Below are 18,984 nucleotides of genomic sequence, written 5' to 3'. Positions count from 1 at the left end.
CATAGAAATTTTTCATCCATAAAAAAGTCTCAACGCATAATAGGCAAAAAAACTCTAAAGACAACTTAATATGAGTTACAGATAATTTAGATGACTATTATCAGCTAGGAAGCATAAATATTCTTTTATGTTGATATCATGCGTTTGGCAAGTAACAATGTAAATCATGTATAATTATAATATCTTTATGACTTTAATTTCGTTTTTGGGTGTTTATTTAGCTTTTCTTGAAAAATAGAGAATAAATTGGTGTATCATTTTATATAACCAAGATAAATTATTACAAAGGTAGTGTAGAGTATTTTGCTTATGATAAGAGTTTTTTTTACCAAAAAGCTGAAAACAGCTTATGGGGATGTTATTGTGTTCATCACATACTTTTTATTATCTTTTTTGCTACTCCAAACCAGTGTTCAAGCCGCAGATCCTCTAAGACTTATTAATTTTAGAACCATTGGTGATAGTGTTCATACGCGTATTATTGCGGTTTTTAATTTAAAACCAAATGTTCGTTTACAGATTTTGGATAGGCCGGCACGTTTGGTGATCAATTTACCTACAATTGATTTTTCAATGCAAAATACACCTTTAAAGAAACAGAATACATTATCCATTATGCTTTCAGATGTGCGTTATGCTTTTTCTGACATACAGACTTCACGCATTATTTTGACAAGTAAAACGGCTTTTGTGGTTGAAAAAAATGTCGTAAAAAAATTAAATAATGGTTTATGGCAGTTGCTGATTGATATTCGTAAAAGTACACAAGAAAAATTTGATGAGATATTAAAAAAACAGCAAAGAAGCAATTTTGATACAAAAACACAGCTAATGCCAGCATATAATTTCCGTGTTGTTCTTGATCCTGGTCATGGTGGTATTGATGGTGGTGCACAGGGTGTTACTGGAATTTTAGAAAAAGATGTGACTTTAGACTTTGCGCGTGCATTGCGAGACGAATTACAAAAGGATTCTCATATTACCGTTTCTTTAACACGAGATTCCAATATTTTTTTAAGACTAAGTGAAAGAGTTAAAAAAGCGCAAGAGTTTGATGCTGATCTTTTTATATCTATTCATGCAGATACGATTGATCTACATTCTCTTCGCGGTGCCACAGTGTATACCATATCAGATAAAGCCTCTGATGCCATTGCAAAATCTTTAGCTGAAAATGAAAATAAAGTTGATTTGCTTGATGGTTTGCCTGCAGATGAAACGCTCGAAGTTACAGATATTTTGATGGATCTTACACGACGTGAAACACATACATTTTCGGTTAATTTTGCAAATAGTGTTATTTCAAGTTTATCAAAGAATCATATTAACTTGATTAATAACCCACATCGGTATGCTAATTTTCAAGTTTTAAGAGCTTCAGATATACCCTCAGTCTTGATAGAGATAGGTTATTTATCCAATAAAGAGGATGAAAAGTTATTAAATGATCCTCATTGGAGAAAACAAATGGCAGCCTCTATTGCTCATTCTATTCGTCAATTTGCTGATTATAGACAGAAAATGATACAGCCTCTTTAAATTTGTGAGAAAATAGAGTATCAATATGGGCTTCTAGTGTACCCTAGTATAAATAAAAGATAGAAAACAATTTCTCTTGATCTCAATCTTGTGGTGATATCCACTTGGTGTGTTTGAAGTAACGTATTTTTTTCTTTAATTAATTCTTAAGAAAGCGATAACCGTTTTTATGATGATTTTTTTAAGATACCTTCTTCGTTTTTGTATTGCTGTTGGACTTTGTGGTGCAATAACGTGGGGTGTTATGACCAGTGGTCAAGCAAATGCACTCCCTGATTATGAAGTTCTTTCACTTTATGAACCGCCAGTAATGACCCGCGTCCATGCTTCTGATGGCCGTCTTATGGCAGAGTTTGCAACAAAACATCGCCTCTATTTACCGATTCAATCAATACCAAAGCTTGTTATAAATGCTTTCATTTCGGCTGAAGACAAAAACTTTTATCATCATTTTGGTTTAGATCCTGAAGGACTTTCTCGCGCTTTGATCAATAATATTCGTAATATTGGTTCTGGAAGACGTCCAGAGGGTGCATCAACTATAACGCAACAAGTCGCTAAAAACTTCCTTTTAAGTTCAGAAACAACGTTAGAACGTAAATTTAAGGAAGCTATTTTAGCAATGCGTATTGAGAAAACTTATTCAAAAGATCATATTCTCGAGCTTTATCTCAATGAAATTTATCTGGGTCGTGGCACTTATGGTATAGCAGCTGCTTCTTTGACTTATTTCAATAAATCCGTCAATGATCTGACGCTAGAACAATGTGCTTATTTGGCTGCTCTTCCAAAAGGACCAGCAAATTATGATCCATTTAAGAATACACAACGTGCTATTGATCGGCGTAATTGGGTTATAGACCGGATGATTGCAAATGGATATGTAACGCGTGAACAAGGTGAAAAAGCGAAAGCTAAACCTTTAGGAGCGACAATCCGTGGGAGTGATAGCTATGTTTTTGCAGCTGATTATTTTACTGAAGAAGTGCGGCGTCGTTTAATACATCGCTATGGGGCTAAAACACTTTATGAAGGTGGGCTTTCCATTCGTACAACGCTTGATCCGCATTTACAACTTATTGCGCGACGTGCTTTGCACGATGGATTAATTAGATTTGATCATGCGCAAGGATGGCGTGGAGCTTATGCGCATATTGATGAGAAAGGTGATTGGGGGACAGAACTTGCAGATATCACAGGGCTAAGTGATGTTCCTGAATGGCGTTTAGCTGTTGTTCTTTCTACTAATCCCAACAAAGTAGAGATTGGTTTACAACCACAGCGCGAAGCTTCAGGTATATTATCAAAAAAACGGGAAATTGCTGTTTTATCTGAAGCTGATTCAAAATGGGCACTCCATATTGTAAAAGAAAATGGTTATCGAAAAACTGTTCAGAATTTATCTCATGTTCTGCAAGTCGGGGATGTCATTTTTGTTGAAAAACTATCCAATACAAACAACACTTATCGTTTACAACAAATTCCAAAGGTTGAAGGTGCAATTGTTGCTATGGAACCTCATACGGGGCGTGTTCTTGCGATGGTGGGAGGATTTTCTTTTGCCGCATCTGAATTCAATCGTGCAACCCAAGCTTATCGCCAACCGGGATCTGCTTTTAAGCCTTTTGTTTATGCAGCAGCTCTTGATAACGGATATACACCAGCATCCGTTGTTTTAGATGGCCCCATTGAAGTTCGTCAATATAATGGTGAAGTTTGGCAACCCAAAAATTATGGAGGTACCTTTGCAGGACCTTCAACATTGCGTTATGGTATTGAGCGTTCTCGTAATCTTATGACAATACGGCTTGCCAATGATATGGGAATGCCTCTTGTCGCTGAATATGCAGAACGTTTTGGGATCGTAGATAAATTGCAGCCTTATCTTCCCATGGCTTTAGGGGCTGGCGAAACAACAGTATTACGGATGGTTACAGCTTATTCCGTTATTGCCAATGGCGGACGCTCTATTAAGCCTTCTCTGATAGACAGAATTCAAGATCGTTATGGGAAGACAATTTATCGTCATGATGATCGTATTTGCGAAAATTGTAATACGAATTCATGGAATAATCAAAGTGAACCCACATTGATTGATGAAAGAGATCAAGTTCTTGACCCTATGACGGCTTATCAAATTACATCGATGATGGAAGGGGTTGTTCAGCGTGGTACTGCGGCACGTTTACGTTATCTTAATCGACATATTGCCGCTAAAACAGGAACAACCAATGACTCTAAGGATGTCTGGTTTATGGGATTTACTCCTGATATTGTCGTTGGTATTTTTGTTGGGTACGATCAACCAGCTCCGTTAGGATATAATGGAACAGGAAGTTCATTAGCTGCGCCTATTTTTGGTGATTTTATGGCAGATGCTCTTAAAGGGAAGCCAGATGTTCCCTTTAAGATGCCAAAGGGCATGATTTTAATGCCAATTAATCGAAAAACAGGAATGCTTGCCGAAAGAGGAGATCAAGATGTTATTATAGAAGCATTTAAACCAGGGACTGGTCCTGCTGATATCTATCAAGTCATTGGAAGTACAAATTCTTTTCAAGAAGGTGTTCCTGCAGTAACGACTTCTCCACAAGTCAATAAAGCTCTTGAAAGTGGGACAGGTGGGCTGTATTAATCGACAAAATCTCCTTTTGCCATGAGACATGGTTTTTATCTCTTTTTTTACAATGTCGGTTCTGTAAATAGAGTGATAGAACTGTAGCATTTTCTGATAGCAGCTATTAAATTTGTATAAAAGGCTAAGAGACACAACCAAAAAGAGTTTTTAAAAATACGGTGTTAAATTATGCGAGCAGAAATAGAAACATTAGTTGATGAAATCCAGAAAGCAATACAATTGCTAAGGGGGCATCTTTGACTGGGATCAATCACTAAAGCGTCTTGAATATCTTAATCAAAAAGCGGAAGATCCATCATTATGGGATGATGCACAACGGGCACAGGATATGATGCGTGAGCGTCAACGTCTTGATGATTCAATCAATGGTCTTTTATCATTTACAAAAACACTTGAAGAATGCATTGAGCTTATTGCGATGGGCGAAGAAGAAAGTGATGTTGAAATTATCGCTGATGCAGAAAATTCAATACGTAATCTTAAAAATGAGATAGATAAAAGGCAAATTGATGTACTTCTTTCAGGAGAGGCAGATCCGAATGATAGCTATTTAGAAGTTCATGCTGGAGCAGGGGGAACAGAAAGCCAAGATTGGGCTTCTATGCTCTTACGTATGTATATGCGATGGGCTGAACAGCATGAAATGAAGGTTGAAATTTTAGAAATTCATGATGGAGAAGAAGCAGGAATAAAGTCAGCGACTATTCTTGTAAAAGGGCATAATGCTTATGGACTGTTAAAAACAGAATCAGGCGTTCATCGTTTGGTGCGGATTTCCCCATTTGATTCGAATGCAAAGCGCCATACTTCTTTTGCGAGCATTTGGGTCTATCCAGTTATTGATGACAATATTGAAGTTGATGTTTCAGAGGCAGATGTGCGTATTGATACATATCGTGCATCTGGAGCAGGAGGACAACATGTTAACACAACAGATTCTGCTGTTCGCATCACACATATAAAAACGGGTATTGTTGTTCAATGTCAAACAGAGCGTTCTCAACATAAAAATCGCGCTACGGCTTGGTCGATGTTGCGTGCACGGCTTTATGAAGAAGAGCTTAAAAAAAGAGAAGAAGAAACCAATGCTGCTGAATCTTCTAAAACAGAAATCGGATGGGGACATCAAATTAGATCTTATGTTCTTCAACCCTATCAGCTTGTCAAAGATTTGCGTACAGGAATTGAAAATACGGATCCACAATCCGTACTTAATGGTAATTTAGATGCATTTATAGAGGCAGCACTCGCACGGCGTATTTATGGACAAGACAAAGAAATTGAGGATATTCGTTAATTATATATCCTTCCTTCAAGCCATGTAGATTTTTTCTTAAGCTGTTCATTTTATTGATGTTGTGATGTTACGATAGTCCTTGATACTTTAAAGGTTCAAAGAGGGATTTTTTGTTTCTTTCTTCATTTTTTTTCTCACACGCCAATTCTGCTTATGATATTGCAAGTGATAGGAAGAATCTGAAATAAGAAAAATTTTGGATATTCGGGGGACTAATATAAATGTAAAACAATTCATTATCCTTATCAATCAATATATTATAAAAATTGAATCCGTGGAAAAACTAAAATCAATTAAGGAGGATAACTTTTGCTTTTTAAGGCAAATCAAACACTCAATTTACAAGTTACCATTATGATATAAAAGTGTTGCAGTAGCTAAAACATTTTCAGCGTGCCCAGATACGCTTACTTTACGCCATTCTTCTGCTATTATTCCATTTGCATCAATTAAAAAAGTGCTCCGTTCAACTCCCATATATTTGCGTCCATACATGCTTTTCTCAACCCAAACACCATAAGCTTCGAGGGTTGTTTTTTCTTCATCAGAAACTAAGATGACATCAAGTTCATGTTTTACTTTAAATTTATCATGTTTTTTTACATTATCTGGAGAGATTCCAATAACAGAAACACCGATTTCATCAAATTTCATCTTTAATTTTGTGAAATCAAGTGCTTCGCTTGTGCAACCACTGGTGTCATCTTTTGGATAAAAATATAAAACAACAGACTTTCCTTTAAAGTCAGAAAGACATACCATCTCTCCTCCATCGCGCGGCAAATTAAAATCAGGAGCAAGAGCACCTTTCATTGGTCTTGTCATTGTTTTCATCTTTCTTTTTTGTGTAACAGGTATAAAATATCAGAGTACACAGAAGAAAAGAACTATTCAACTCTCTAGAATTTTATCGTTTTGAAGAGACTTTTATTTCCCTAACAAAATTCGCCCTATCACAACGATTGAATTGAAAGAACAAGCTCGACGTGAACAACATAAACAAAACAGCAAAAGATTATACTGGTTTCATCACAACATGTTTTTTCTTACCAAAAGAAAGTTTAATGGTTCCTTCTGCACTGACATCCCCTTCAATAATAAGATGTGTTTCATCCTCAATAATTTGATCATTTACACGGACACCTCCACCTTGAACGTGTCGGCGTGCCTCACTATTAGATCTAGCGAGTCCTGCTTGTACTAAAAGAGTGAGCAATCCAACACCTTTTTTTAATTCTGAGGCATTAATTTCAACAGTTGGAAGATTTTCTCCCAGAGTTTTTTCTTCAAACGTCTTGCGAGCCGTTTCTGCTGCTGCATCAGCAAGAACACGTCCATGCAACATTGCTGTAATTTCTGTTGCAAGAATTTTTTTTGCTTCGTTAATTTCAGTTCCTTGTAATAGAGAAAGTTTAAGAATCTCATCCATCGGCAATGGAGTATAGAGCTTTAGAAATCGTGTTACATCAGCATCTTCTGTATTGCGCCAGTATTGCCAAAATTGATAAGGTGAAAGTTTATCCGCATTTAGCCATACAGCCCCATTCAATGATTTACCCATTTTGGCACCGGAAGAGGTTGTCAGCAATGGTGATGTTAACGCATATAATTGCGGTGTTCCTAAACGATGCCCTAATTCGATTCCGTTAATAATGTTGCCCCACTGATCAGAGCCCCCCATTTGCATACGCAATCCATAACGTTTATAAAGTTCAACAAAGTCATAAGCTTGCAGAATCATATAATTAAACTCTAAGAATGACAAAGAGTGCTCACGCTCAAGTCTGAGTCTGACAGAATCAAATGACAACATACGGTTGACAGAAAAATGCTTTCCTACATCACGCAAAAATTCTAAGTAGTTTAAATTGCATAACCATTCAGCATTATTCACAATACAAGCATCGGTTTCTCGGTCACCGAATGTCAAATAGTTAGCAAATACCTTTTTAATACCATCAATATTTGCAGCAATATCATCTTGTGTCAGAAGGCGTCGCGCTTCATCTTTGAAAGAAGGATCACCAATCAATCCGGTCCCTCCGCCCATTAAAGCAATGGGGCGATGACCCGTTTTTTGTAACCAATAAAGCATCATAATCTGAAGAAGACTTCCAGCATGTAAACTCGATGCTGTTGGATCAAATCCAGTATAAGCGCTTACAGTTTCTTTTGAAAAAAGATCATCTAAGCCTTTTTCATCTGAAATTTGGTGGATAAAACCACGTTCGCTCATAATGTGTAAAAAATCAGATTTAAAGGCAAACACAGATTTAATTTCCTAATTTAAGAGTGCATTATTTTATATAATAGGCGATTATATAATGAGTTATCTATCATAACTGACACACACCTCACAAGAGAAAGAGACATATTGGTAACATAAAGATAATAATACAGGTATTATTTCCTTTTTACGCTAAAAAAGAGACTTATCAGTGATAGAAAACAGGTATGGCTGTTATTCTCATTTCTATCCTGAAATAAAATTTAGAAAAATTTTAAATGCAAACGGAAAAAATTACTTTGTTATGATCAGAAACGACTTTTGCTAATTTTTTATAAATCTATCGTATTTTCCTAAGTTAGTGAAAGTATTTCAGGAGGAGGAGCGAGAAGTTCATTGGAGATATGGTTATCCAAATAGTGGGCACATCGCTCAATAAGCTCTTCATGACATCCACTGAAAAAGTGATTAGCCTCTTCCAATATTTCTTGTGTGATGATGATACCTTTTTGTGTTTTTAATTTATCGACAAGTATTTGAACATCTTTTGGAGGGGAAACTTTATCGATACCGCCATGAATGATAAGCCCAGAGGAAGGACAAGGGGCAAGAAATGAAAAGTCATAAACATTAGGCTGAGGAGCAACTGAGATAAAGCCCTCAATTTCCGGTCGGCGCATTAAGAGCTGCATACCAATCCATGCTCCAAATGAATATCCAGCTACCCAACAATTTTTAGAATCTGGATGTTGTGTTTGCACCCAATCGAGAGCAGCAGCAGCATCTGAAAGTTCTCCTATTCCATAATCAAATTCACCCTGACTGCGACCAATACCACGAAAGTTAAAACGTAAAGTTGTAAAGCCACGTTGTTGGAACATATAAAAGAGGTCATAGACAATTTTATGATTCATAGTTCCACCAAATTGGGGATGAGGATGCAAAATGATCGCAATGGGTGCATTTTTTTGTTGTGAAGGTTGATAACGCCCTTCGAGCCGACCCGCGGGACCGTTAAAAATAATTTCTGGCATAAAATGCTCCTTAATGCAATAAAAGGCTCTCATTGACCTTGGTCGACTTTTACCATAGAATCTCTTAAATAATTATTAGATATTCTTTTTTTAGTGCACTTTTCAAGAAGATTGCGCTATTTTTTTAATCAATTCATAAGATTAATGATTGCGATGTAAAATGATTATAAAACGCCGATATTTTGATTATAATGCAACAACACCGCTCAAAAAAGTGGCACGGATAGCGTTGCTAGAGTCTTTAGAGATATTTGGTAATCCATCATCGGTTCATAAAGAAGGGCGTGCCGCTAAAACTTTGTTGCAAAAGTCCCGTCGGCAAATCGCTGAACATCTTAAAACAGATCCAGATCACGTGGTATTCACCTCTGGTGCGAGTGAAGCAGCAATGACTTTGTTAACACCCTTTTACAATATGGGGAATGCAAAAGTTAAATTTTCTCGTCTTTACCTTGGAGCGACTGAACATCCCTCTGTGGCAGAGGGAGGACGTTTTTCTAAAGAGTTGATAAGCGTCATTGCTGTTGATCAAGATGGGCTCATACAACAAGATAAATTAACATCACTCTTAACGGTTCACGATAAAACAAAAGGTTTACCTCTTGTTGCTATTCAAGCTGCAAATAGTGAAACGGGTGTTATTCAACCATTAACAGAAATCGCTGCTATTGTTCGGGATTTAGGAGGCACTCTTATAGTTGATTTGACACAATATGTAGATAAAAATTTTGTGGACATTCATCAGCTAGGAGGAGACTTTTTTATATTGTCTGCACATAAAGTTGGCGGTCCTAAAGGAATCGGTGCTTTTGTTTCATGTGGTAATCTTCTCATGCCACACCCTCTTATTATTGGGGGAGGACAAGAAAAAGGTCTCCGTGGAGGAACAGAAGCATTGCCCCTTATTGCTGCTTTTGGGGCAGCAATGACTGATTGCTTCACACAGGAGGAAATAAAACAGTTAATATATTTACGCAATAAATTAGAAGATGGACTACAAAAAATAAGTAAAAATGTTGAGATTTTTGGCAAAAGAGTTCAACGTTTGCCAAATACAACTTACTTTACCGTGAAAAATATAAAAGCTGAAACGATGCAAATTGCTTTTGATTTAGAAGGGTTTTCTGTATCAGCTGGCTCTGCTTGTTCTTCTGGAAAAGTAAAACAAAGCAGAGTTTTGGAGGCAATGGGATATCATGTTCCAAATGGTGCTATTCGCATTTCAATAGGACGTGATACAACTTCTGAAGATATAGATGACTTTCTATTGTTTTTTTCTCAAATTATAAGCAGAAAAAAAGAGGAAGATTTATCATCAGAAAGTTATAAAAATTAGAATTATTTTAAAGATAAAATAACTTTGATTGAAATTTTTGCACTTTACCTATAGCCTAGGAAATAATTTGCTTACTTTAATTTTGTAAAAAATAAGACTTTTAGTTACCGGTTTTTGACGCCAAAAATGGAGAAAATTGATGCCGGCAGTACAAGAAACAATACGCCAAGTCCGTGAAATAGATGTTGACCAATATAAATATGGTTTTGAAACCAATATTGAAACCGATAAAGCTCCAAAAGGCTTAAATGAGGATATTATAAAATTTATTTCCGCTAAAAAACATGAGCCTGAATGGATGTTAACATGGCGCTTAAAAGCGTACCGCCGTTGGCTGACAATGCAAGAGCCTCATTGGGCGCGTCTTGAATATCCTAAAATTGATTTTCAGGAGCTTTATTATTATGCTGCTCCCAAAAATCATACAGGACCAAAATCTTTGGATGAAGTGGATCCTGAGTTATTAGCAACGTACGAAAAACTTGGCATTCCCCTTAAAGAACAAGAGATTTTGGCAGGAGTAAGAAAACAGTCTGATCCCTCCACTTTTGATGACAGTATGTCTGTATCGGGGCAGGTAGCTGTTGATGCGGTCTTTGATTCTGTTTCTGTTGTGACAACATTTAAAAAAGAATTGGCACGTGCTGGTGTGATTTTTTGCTCTATTTCAGAGGCCATTATTGAGCATCCTGAGCTTATTAAAGAGTATTTAGGAACAGTTGTACCTATAAGTGATAATTATTATGCTGCCTTAAATGCAGCTGTCTTTACAGATGGTTCATTTGTTTATATTCCCAAAGGAATTCGTTGTCCTATGGAGCTTTCAACTTATTTTAGGATTAATGAACGCAATACAGGTCAGTTTGAACGAACATTAATTATTGCAGCTGAGGATTCCTATGTTTCTTATCTTGAAGGGTGCACAGCACCCCAACGTGATGAAAACCAACTCCATGCTGCTGTTGTTGAGCTTATTGCCCTTGAAAATGCAGAGATTAAATATTCTACAGTACAAAACTGGTATCCTGGCGATAAAGATGGAAAGGGTGGTATTTATAATTTTGTGACGAAGCGTGGAGATTGTCGAGGTGATAACTCTAAGATTTCATGGACACAAGTTGAGACCGGTTCTGCGATTACTTGGAAATATCCATCCTGCTTACTGCGTGGTGAGAACGCGCGTGGAGAGTTTTATTCTATTGCTGTTGCAAACGGTCATCAACAAATTGATTCCGGTACAAAAATGATTCATTTAGGAAAAAATACATCCAGTCGTATTATTTCCAAAGGTATTTCTGCTGGTTTTTCAAATAACACGTATCGAGGACAAGTCACGGCGCATCGAAAAGCACAAAATGCTCGTAACTTTACGCAATGTGATAGTTTATTAATCGGGAATGAATGTGGTGCGCATACAGTTCCTTATATTGAAGCAAAAAATGCAACAGCTCAGTTTGAACATGAAGCCACAACATCCAAAATTTCCGATGACCAACTTTTTTATGTTATGCAAAGAGGAATTCCCGAAGAAGAAGCTATCGCATTAATTGTAAATGGTTTTGTAAAAGAGGTCATTCAAAAACTTCCCATGGAATTTGCTGTCGAAGCACAAAAGCTTATTAGTATTAGCCTTGAAGGTAGTGTTGGATAATTTTATTTAATGAGATAAATAGAAGACTTTATGTAAAAAGGCTGTAACGGTAGCACATAATGCTAAAAATGACCTCTATGGTAATTACAAAAGTAGATGGATGCTAAGGCGAAAGAACACAGCATTGGTATCTGAAAAAACAGCCAAAACAGGATTAAATGATGTTAGAGATCAAAAATTTGCACGCCCGTATTGCTAAAACCGATACAGAAATTATTCGTGGTTTAAACTTGACAGTCCAAGATGGAGAAGTTGCCGCTATCATGGGACAAAATGGAGCCGGAAAATCAACTTTATCTTATTTGCTTGCTGGTCGTGATGATTATGAAATAACAGAAGGAGATATTCTCTATAATGGACAATCACTTTTAGAAATGGATCCAGCAGAACGTGCTGCATATGGTGTTTTTCTTGCATTTCAATATCCAATGGAAATACCAGGGGTAGCAACAATGGAATTTTTAAAAGTTGCGATGAATTCTCAACGCAAAGCGCGAGGTGGCGAAGAACTTAAAATTCCTGAATTTATAAAATGTGTTAAAGAAGTTTCAGCCAAACTTGAAATAGATATGGATATGCTAAAGCGTCCATTAAATGTAGGTTTTTCAGGTGGGGAAAAAAAACGCGCTGAAATTTTACAAATGGCACTTCTTGAACCTAAACTTTGCATTTTAGATGAGACAGATTCTGGTTTAGATATTGATGCATTAAAAATTGTTGCAGATGGTGTTAATAAACTTCGGGATTCAAAACGTTCATTTTTGGTGATTACCCATTATCAACGGCTGCTTAATTATATTATTCCTGATACGGTACATGTTCTTTATAAAGGACGAATTATCAAAAGCGGAGACAAATCCTTGGCGCTTTATTTAGAGCAAAATGGTTATGCTGATCTTATCAAAGAAGCGGTTTGAGGTTATTAAATATGAATGCACAGCAAAACTTATTAGCGGTTGAAGAAGATATACTCAATAATTTCAATCAGTATGCAAACGACTTACCTGGTAATAAAGCCGTGCAGGAAATTCGCAAGAAAGCTATTGAACGATTTCAAACGACACGGCTTCCTTCCCGTAAAATCGAAAGTTGGCACTATACCAATCTGCGCACATTACTAAAGTCTGTTAGTAATTTTTCAAAAGTCCAAGACAATCAATCGGTTGAGGCATTACTTTCAGAAAGCGCTGTTTTTTCTATGAACAATGGAAAAACATCGACACAGTCCAAGGTAGACAATATTACAGTAAAACGCCTTTCAGAAGCATTAGAAGATAATTCTGTACAGATAAGTCAAAACATTTCTGATGAGGATTTTATTGGACAGTTAAATACAGCTTTTGTTACGGATGGTTGGCTTTTTCACATTCCTGAAAATACAAAGTTAAATATACCCATTGAACTACAAAATATACAAATGGGCGGACAATCTCATATTTTTTCTGATATAAAAGTTGATAAAAATAGTCAGGTTGTGTTTATTGAACATCAGGTTGGCAATGATAAAGATACCTTTGTCAGTTCAATATTTTCATTAAATATTGCTGCTGAGAGTGATGTTACGTGGATTCTTATTCGCAATCGTGATTTTAATTCTACACAGTTTGGTCAATTTCGTGCTATTCTTGATCAAGGAGCGAAATTATCACTTTATGTCATTAATATAGGGAGTCAACTAAATCGCCAGGAAGTCGATGTTAAGTTACAGGGAGAAGAATCTGATTTTCAATTACGCGTTATAAATTTATTATCAGGGCAAACACATAGTGATCTTACAATGACTGTTTGTCACCTTGACGAAAGATCAACCTCAACGGAAATTATACGCAATGTGGTTGCAGATAAGGCTGTAGGTGTTTTTCAAGGGATAATACGTGTTGCTCAAAAAGCGCAAAAAACAGATGCACGTATGGCCTGTAATAGCCTTATCCTTTCAGATAAGGCAGAATTTAATGCAAAACCTGAATTAGAGATTTTTGCTGATGATGTTGCATGCGGTCATGGTGCAACAGTTGCTAATATTAATCATGATTATCTTTTTTATCTCATGGCGCGCGGTATTCCATTTAAAACGGCTCGTGCACTTTTGATTAAAGGATTTATCTCTGAACTTATTGATGACATCAAGCAAGATCATATTCAAACTGTTTTAGAGAATATCATTGGTAAATGGCTTGAAAAAAATGTTTAAGGGAGGAGAAATGGAAAATAACGTACAAACATTGACTTATAATGTCGAAGAAATTCGGCGTGATTTTCCTATTTTGCACCATCAAGTTTATGGAAAGCGATTAGCATATCTTGATAGTGGTGCTTCTGCCCAAAAGCCACAATCAGTACTCAATGCAATGAATAATTATTATCACTATAGTTATGCTAATGTGCATAGAGGAATGTATTTTTTAGCCAATATGGCAACACAATCCTATGAAAATTCTCGTAAAACCGTTCGTGTTTTTCTAAATGCTCAAAAAGCAGAGGAAATTGTTTTTACGAAAAATGCAACGGAAGCTATTAATACTGTTGCTTATGGTTGGGCTATGCCCAAACTCAAAGAAGGTGATGAGATTGTTCTAACGATTATGGAACATCATTCAAATATTATTCCTTGGCATTTCCTCCGAGAACAAAAAGGTGTTAAACTTGTTTTTGTTCCTGTTGATGAGAATGGTGTTCTGCATATTGAAGATTTCCAAAAGGCTTTAAGCGAAAAAACACGGCTTGTTGCTATAACGCATATGTCCAATATATTAGGAACGGTGCCTCCTGTTAAAGAAATTATTAAGCGAGCACATCAAAATTCTATTCCTGTTCTTGTTGATGGCTCTCAAGGAGCAATACATTTAACTGTTGATGTGCAAGATCTCGATTGTGATTGGTATGTCTTTACAGGTCATAAGCTGTATGGTCCCACCGGTATTGGTGTTCTTTATGGGAAGGAACATAGATTAGAGGAAATGCGTCCTTTTCAAGGGGGAGGGGAAATGATCGAGGAAGTAACAACCGATAAGGTTCTTTATAATGCTCCTCCTTATCGTTTTGAAGCAGGTACTCCTCCTATTGTTGAAGCTATTGGATTGGCTGCGGCTATTGATTATATACAAGAGAAAGGTCGGAGTAAGATTCATGCTCATGAAATGTCCCTTTTAGCTTATGCGCATGAAAAACTTAAAACAGTTGATTCATTGCGTATTTATGGTCATTCTCCCAATAAAGGAGCTATTATATCATTTGCAATTGAAGGGATTCATGCCCATGATATCGCTATGTTTATTGATAGAAAAGGGATTGCGATACGTGCGGGAACCCATTGTGCACAGCCTTTATTACAGCGCTTTGGTCTAACATCTATTTGCCGCGCATCGTTAGCCATGTATAACACTCAAGAAGATATAGATCAATTGGTAGAAGCATTGCAAGAAACAAGGACATTTTTTAATGGCTGAATTAATTGAAGAGCGTCATTCTCCAGAATCTGTTGAAACTGTAAGTGAAAATAAAAAATCTTACATATCAGCAATTCCAGCAGATGAAATTGATCGTATGACGAATGATATTATTGCTGCTCTCAAAACAGTTTATGACCCAGAGATTCCTGCTGATATTTATGAGCTAGGACTGATTTATCGTATTGATATTGAAGATGATCGTTCAGTAAAAATTGAAATGACTCTTACGGCACCGGGATGTCCTGTTGCTGGTGAAATGCCGGGATGGGTAGAAAATGCGGTTAGTGCAGTTGAAGGGGTTTCGTATGTTGAAGTCACTATGACTTTTGATCCACCGTGGACACCTGATTGTATGTCAGAAGAAGCGCAAATTGCTGTCGGATGGTACTAACAATACTCCTGTTCGTGAATACATCGTTTTTCGCAAACATTTGGGTTTAAAAACGATTACATGCATCATAATAAACCAAAATTAGAACTTAACTGGATTGGAAAAGAAAAGCGCCCCAAACTAAAGCCTCATGTCTTATTAGAAAATGTTGAAAAATCTTATCATGCCTCGCGTCAAATATCATCTCAGGATATTTTTGATAATAAACTTATTTTTGGTGATAATTTACTCGCACTCAAGGCACTTGAGCAAGAATATACGGGAAAGGTAAAATGTATCTATATTGATCCACCTTATAATACAGGCAATGCCTTTGAACATTATGAAGATGGTTTGGAGCATTCCATATGGCTAAGCCTTATGAGAGACAGATTAGAATTGTTACATCGTTTACTGGCAGAAGATGGAAGTATCTGGATTTCCATTGATGATGATGAACAAGCCTATCTTAAAGTGATGATGGATGAAATTTTTGGTCGCCAAAATTTCATCAACAATATTATTTGGCAAAAGAAATATGCTCCACAAAATGATACAAAATGGCTTTCTGATAATCATGATTTTATAATGGTTTATGCCAAAGATAAAACGATTTGGCGCCCTCAATTGCTTCCTCGTTCAAACGATATGGATGCGCGCTATAAAAATCCTGATAATGATCCTCGCGGTCCTTGGAAATCTGGAGATTTATCCGTAAAAAGAGTAACATCTAAGGATATTTATGAAATCATCACACCTTCTGGACGCAAGGTAATGCCTCCTAATGGTAGAAGTTGGGCTATGAATAAAAAAAAATTCTTTGAATTATTGAATGATAATCGTATTTGGTTTGGCCCCACAGGAAGCAATGTTCCTTCTTTGAAGCGTTTTTTATCAGAAGTAAAAAATGGCATGGTTTCAATGACAATTTGGCTTTATGAGGAAGTAGGGCACAACCAAGATGCCAAAAAAGAAGTCAAAGCCTTTAATTCTGATAATGTCTTTACCACTCCCAAACCTGAGCGATTAATGGAACGCATCATTCAACTTGCCACTAACCCTGGTGATCTTGTATTGGATTCCTTTGCTGGTTCTGGTACGACCGGTGCTGTTGCTCATAAAATGGGCCGCAAGTGGATTATGATTGAACTTGGTGAACATTGCCATACGCACATTATTCCTCGTTTAAAAAAAGTAATTGATGGAACTGATCAAGGGGGAATTTCTAAAAGTGTAAATTGGCAAGGTGGCGGTGGGTTTCGTTATTATCGCCTTGCACCTTCTCTGTTGCAAAAAGATCCATGGGGACAATGGATTATTCGTCGCGAATATAATGCTACCATGCTATCAGAAGCCATGTGTAAACATATGGGATTTACCTATGCACCGGATGAAAATCATTATTGGATGCAGGGATATTCAACGGAAACAGATTATATTTATGTCACAACAAGCGCTATGACCTATGAACAACTCCGTATCATGAGTGAAGAGGTTGGCTCTCATCGCACGTTGCTGGTTTGTGGTACAGCCTTTGATACAAAATCAGCATCCTTTGAAAATCTGACACTCACTAAAATCCCCCGTGCAATATTAGAAAAATGCGAATGGGGAAGGGACGATTACAGTTTAAATGTAGCCAACCTTGAACCAGTGATTGTGGTAAAAGAAAATAACAAAAATAAAGATATTGCGCAACAAGAGTTAGATCTATTTGAATAAATATAAACGAGGCAGGTTACGAATGAGCCGTAATAAACAAAAATTAGAACTTAATTGGATTGGAAAAGAGAAACGCCCCAAACTGGAACCTCGTATATTGTTAGAAGATCTTGAAAAATCTTATCATGCTTCGCGTCAAATATCATCTCAGGATATTTTTGATAATAAACTTATTTTTGGTGATAATTTACTCGCACTCAAGGCACTTGAGCAAGAATATACGGGAAAGGTAAAATGTATCTATATTGATCCACCTTACAATACAGGCAATGCCTTTGAACATTATGAAGATGGTTTGGAGCATTCTCTATGGCTCAGTCTTATGAGAGACAGGCTAGAATTGTTACATCGCTTATTGGCAGAAGATGGAAGTATCTGGATTTCCATTGATGATAATGAACAAGCCTATCTTAAAGTAATGATGGATGAAATTTTTGGTAGAAAAAATTTTATTATTCAAAGTACAATAAAGCGTAGTGCTCCAACAGGACATAAAGCTATTAATCCAGCGCCAGTTCAAGTAGCTGATTATTTGTTAGCATATGCAAAAAGAAAAAAAAGCTGGTCTTATAAACCACAATATGCACAACGCAATTACGATTATGCGTACAATAAATACATTGATTGCTTTGAGGAAGGAATTGAAAATTGGAAAATTATTAATTTAAAAGATGCTCTTCATCGTTTAAATTTATCATTAGAACAATGTTTACAGATATTTCCAGAACGAATAATTCGGTTTGCTCAACCAAATTTCAAAGGGGTTGGGAAAGAAACTCAAGAGTTGATTTTACACTCCCAAAAATATCCTAAAAAAATTTTTATTCAAAGTAGACCTAATCACGCAGATATTTATTTATTGAGGGGAGAAAGAATTCTTTTTTATAAGGATAAATTAAAGGAGATTGATGGAAATCTTGTAACTGCTGAATTGCTGACAAATATTTGGTTAGACATTCCGTATCAAGGAATAGCTCGTGAGGGAGGGGTGGTGTTTCCCAAAAGTAAAAAACCAGAAAAGTTATTGAGGCGTATATTAAATATTGCTACTAACCCTGGTGATCTTGTATTGGATTCCTTTGCTGGTTCTGGTACGACCGGTGCTGTTGCTCATAAAATGGGCCGCAAGTGGATTATGATTGAACTTGGTGAACATTGCCATACGCACATTATTCCTCGTTTAAAAAAAGTAATTGATGGAACTGATCAAGGGGGAATTTCTAAAAGTGTAAATTGGCAAGGTGGCGGTGGGTTTCGTTATTATCGCCTTGCACCTTCTCTGTTGCAAAAAGATCCATGGGGACAATGGATTATTCGTCGCGAATATAATGCTACCATGCTATCAGAAGCCATGTGTAAACATATGGGATTTACCTATGCACCGGATGAAAATCATTATTGGATGCAGGGATATTCAACGGAAACAGATTATATTTATGTCACAACGAGCGCCATGACCTATGAACAACTCCGTATCATGAGCGAAGAGGTGGGGTCTCATCGTACTTTGCTGATTTGTTGTACAGCCTTTGATACAAAAACAGCGTCATTTGAGAATCTTACACTCACAAAAATCCCCCGTGCAGTATTGGAAAAATGCGAATGGGGAAGGGATGATTACAGTTTAAACGTAGCCAATCTTGAACCAATGATTGTGGTAAAAGAAAGCGAAAAAGATAAAGACATTGCGCAACAAGAGTTAGATCTATTTGAATAATATA

The 18,984-nt window shown here is 36.6% G+C and carries 14 protein-coding genes; 11 read left to right on the top strand and 3 right to left on the bottom strand.

Features of this window, described 5'->3' with window-relative positions; all coding sequences use genetic code 11:
- Positions 1-309 precede the first annotated feature (309 nt).
- The 3 genes from ACFILW_RS03750 (at position 310) to prfB (ending at position 5,474) form a co-directional block, all read left to right on the top strand.
- Positions 310-1,539, top strand: coding sequence for an N-acetylmuramoyl-L-alanine amidase (locus tag ACFILW_RS03750; RefSeq protein ID WP_375623250.1), 1,230 nt, complete (start codon positions 310-312; stop codon positions 1,537-1,539).
- Between the two features lie 169 nt (positions 1,540-1,708).
- Positions 1,709-4,174, top strand: coding sequence for a penicillin-binding protein 1A (locus ACFILW_RS03745; protein ID WP_375623248.1), 2,466 nt, complete (start codon positions 1,709-1,711; stop codon positions 4,172-4,174).
- A 171-nt stretch (positions 4,175-4,345) separates the two neighbouring features.
- A protein-coding gene (gene prfB, locus ACFILW_RS03740; RefSeq protein WP_375685199.1) for a peptide chain release factor 2 occupies positions 4,346-5,474 on the top strand; the annotation gives its coding sequence in 2 pieces (ribosomal slippage) (positions 4,346-4,414 and positions 4,416-5,474; 1,128 coding nt in all).
- A gap of 339 nt (positions 5,475-5,813) precedes the next feature.
- On the opposite strand, the gene ACFILW_RS03735 is transcribed toward prfB, so the two are convergent.
- From ACFILW_RS03735 to ACFILW_RS03725, 3 genes are all read right to left on the bottom strand, one after another.
- Complete coding sequence (locus ACFILW_RS03735; protein ID WP_273791260.1) at positions 5,814-6,299, bottom strand: peroxiredoxin; 486 nt, start codon at positions 6,297-6,299, stop codon at positions 5,814-5,816.
- A 190-nt stretch (positions 6,300-6,489) separates the two neighbouring features.
- Positions 6,490-7,743 (bottom strand): tyrosine--tRNA ligase, encoded by a 1,254-nt coding sequence (gene tyrS, locus ACFILW_RS03730; RefSeq protein ID WP_375613442.1) that lies wholly within the window; start codon positions 7,741-7,743, stop codon positions 6,490-6,492.
- 311 nt (positions 7,744-8,054) lie between these two features.
- Positions 8,055-8,735 (bottom strand): alpha/beta hydrolase, encoded by a 681-nt coding sequence (locus ACFILW_RS03725; protein ID WP_273791258.1) that lies wholly within the window; start codon positions 8,733-8,735, stop codon positions 8,055-8,057.
- A gap of 160 nt (positions 8,736-8,895) precedes the next feature.
- Between ACFILW_RS03725 and ACFILW_RS03720 the strand changes: the two genes are divergently transcribed.
- The 8 genes from ACFILW_RS03720 to ACFILW_RS03685 all read left to right on the top strand — a co-directional run bounded on the left by ACFILW_RS03720 (position 8,896) and on the right by ACFILW_RS03685 (position 18,980).
- Positions 8,896-10,071, top strand: a complete 1,176-nt coding sequence (locus ACFILW_RS03720) for a cysteine desulfurase family protein (protein WP_375685198.1) — start codon at positions 8,896-8,898, stop codon at positions 10,069-10,071.
- 139 nt (positions 10,072-10,210) lie between these two features.
- The gene (sufB, locus tag ACFILW_RS03715) at positions 10,211-11,722 is read left to right on the top strand and encodes a Fe-S cluster assembly protein SufB (protein WP_375623239.1); all 1,512 of its coding nucleotides are present in this window, start codon (positions 10,211-10,213) and stop codon (positions 11,720-11,722) included.
- Positions 11,723-11,883: 161 nt separating this feature from the next.
- Positions 11,884-12,639, top strand: coding sequence for a Fe-S cluster assembly ATPase SufC (sufC, locus tag ACFILW_RS03710; protein WP_375685206.1), 756 nt, complete (start codon positions 11,884-11,886; stop codon positions 12,637-12,639).
- An 11-nt stretch (positions 12,640-12,650) separates the two neighbouring features.
- Positions 12,651-13,913: a Fe-S cluster assembly protein SufD gene (gene sufD / locus ACFILW_RS03705; protein ID WP_375623237.1), complete on the top strand. Its 1,263-nt coding sequence runs from the start codon at positions 12,651-12,653 to the stop codon at positions 13,911-13,913.
- 10 nt (positions 13,914-13,923) lie between these two features.
- Complete coding sequence (locus ACFILW_RS03700; protein WP_375623235.1) at positions 13,924-15,168, top strand: cysteine desulfurase; 1,245 nt, start codon at positions 13,924-13,926, stop codon at positions 15,166-15,168.
- On the top strand, positions 15,161-15,562 hold the full coding sequence (locus ACFILW_RS03695; protein ID WP_375623233.1) for an SUF system Fe-S cluster assembly protein: 402 nt from the start codon (positions 15,161-15,163) through the stop codon (positions 15,560-15,562). Before ACFILW_RS03700 ends, ACFILW_RS03695 begins: the two co-directional genes overlap by 8 nt.
- 60 nt (positions 15,563-15,622) lie before the next feature.
- Positions 15,623-17,263, top strand: a complete 1,641-nt coding sequence (locus ACFILW_RS03690; protein ID WP_375685197.1) for a site-specific DNA-methyltransferase — start codon at positions 15,623-15,625, stop codon at positions 17,261-17,263.
- A gap of 22 nt (positions 17,264-17,285) precedes the next feature.
- Positions 17,286-18,980 (top strand): site-specific DNA-methyltransferase, encoded by a 1,695-nt coding sequence (locus tag ACFILW_RS03685; RefSeq protein ID WP_375685196.1) that lies wholly within the window; start codon positions 17,286-17,288, stop codon positions 18,978-18,980.
- Positions 18,981-18,984: the final 4 nt, after the last annotated feature.

It is taken from the genome of Bartonella sp. TT110JLCBS, assembly GCF_042193405.1.
Classification (GTDB): domain Bacteria; phylum Pseudomonadota; class Alphaproteobacteria; order Rhizobiales; family Rhizobiaceae; genus Bartonella.
This window is presented reverse-complemented; position numbering and strand designations above follow the sequence as displayed.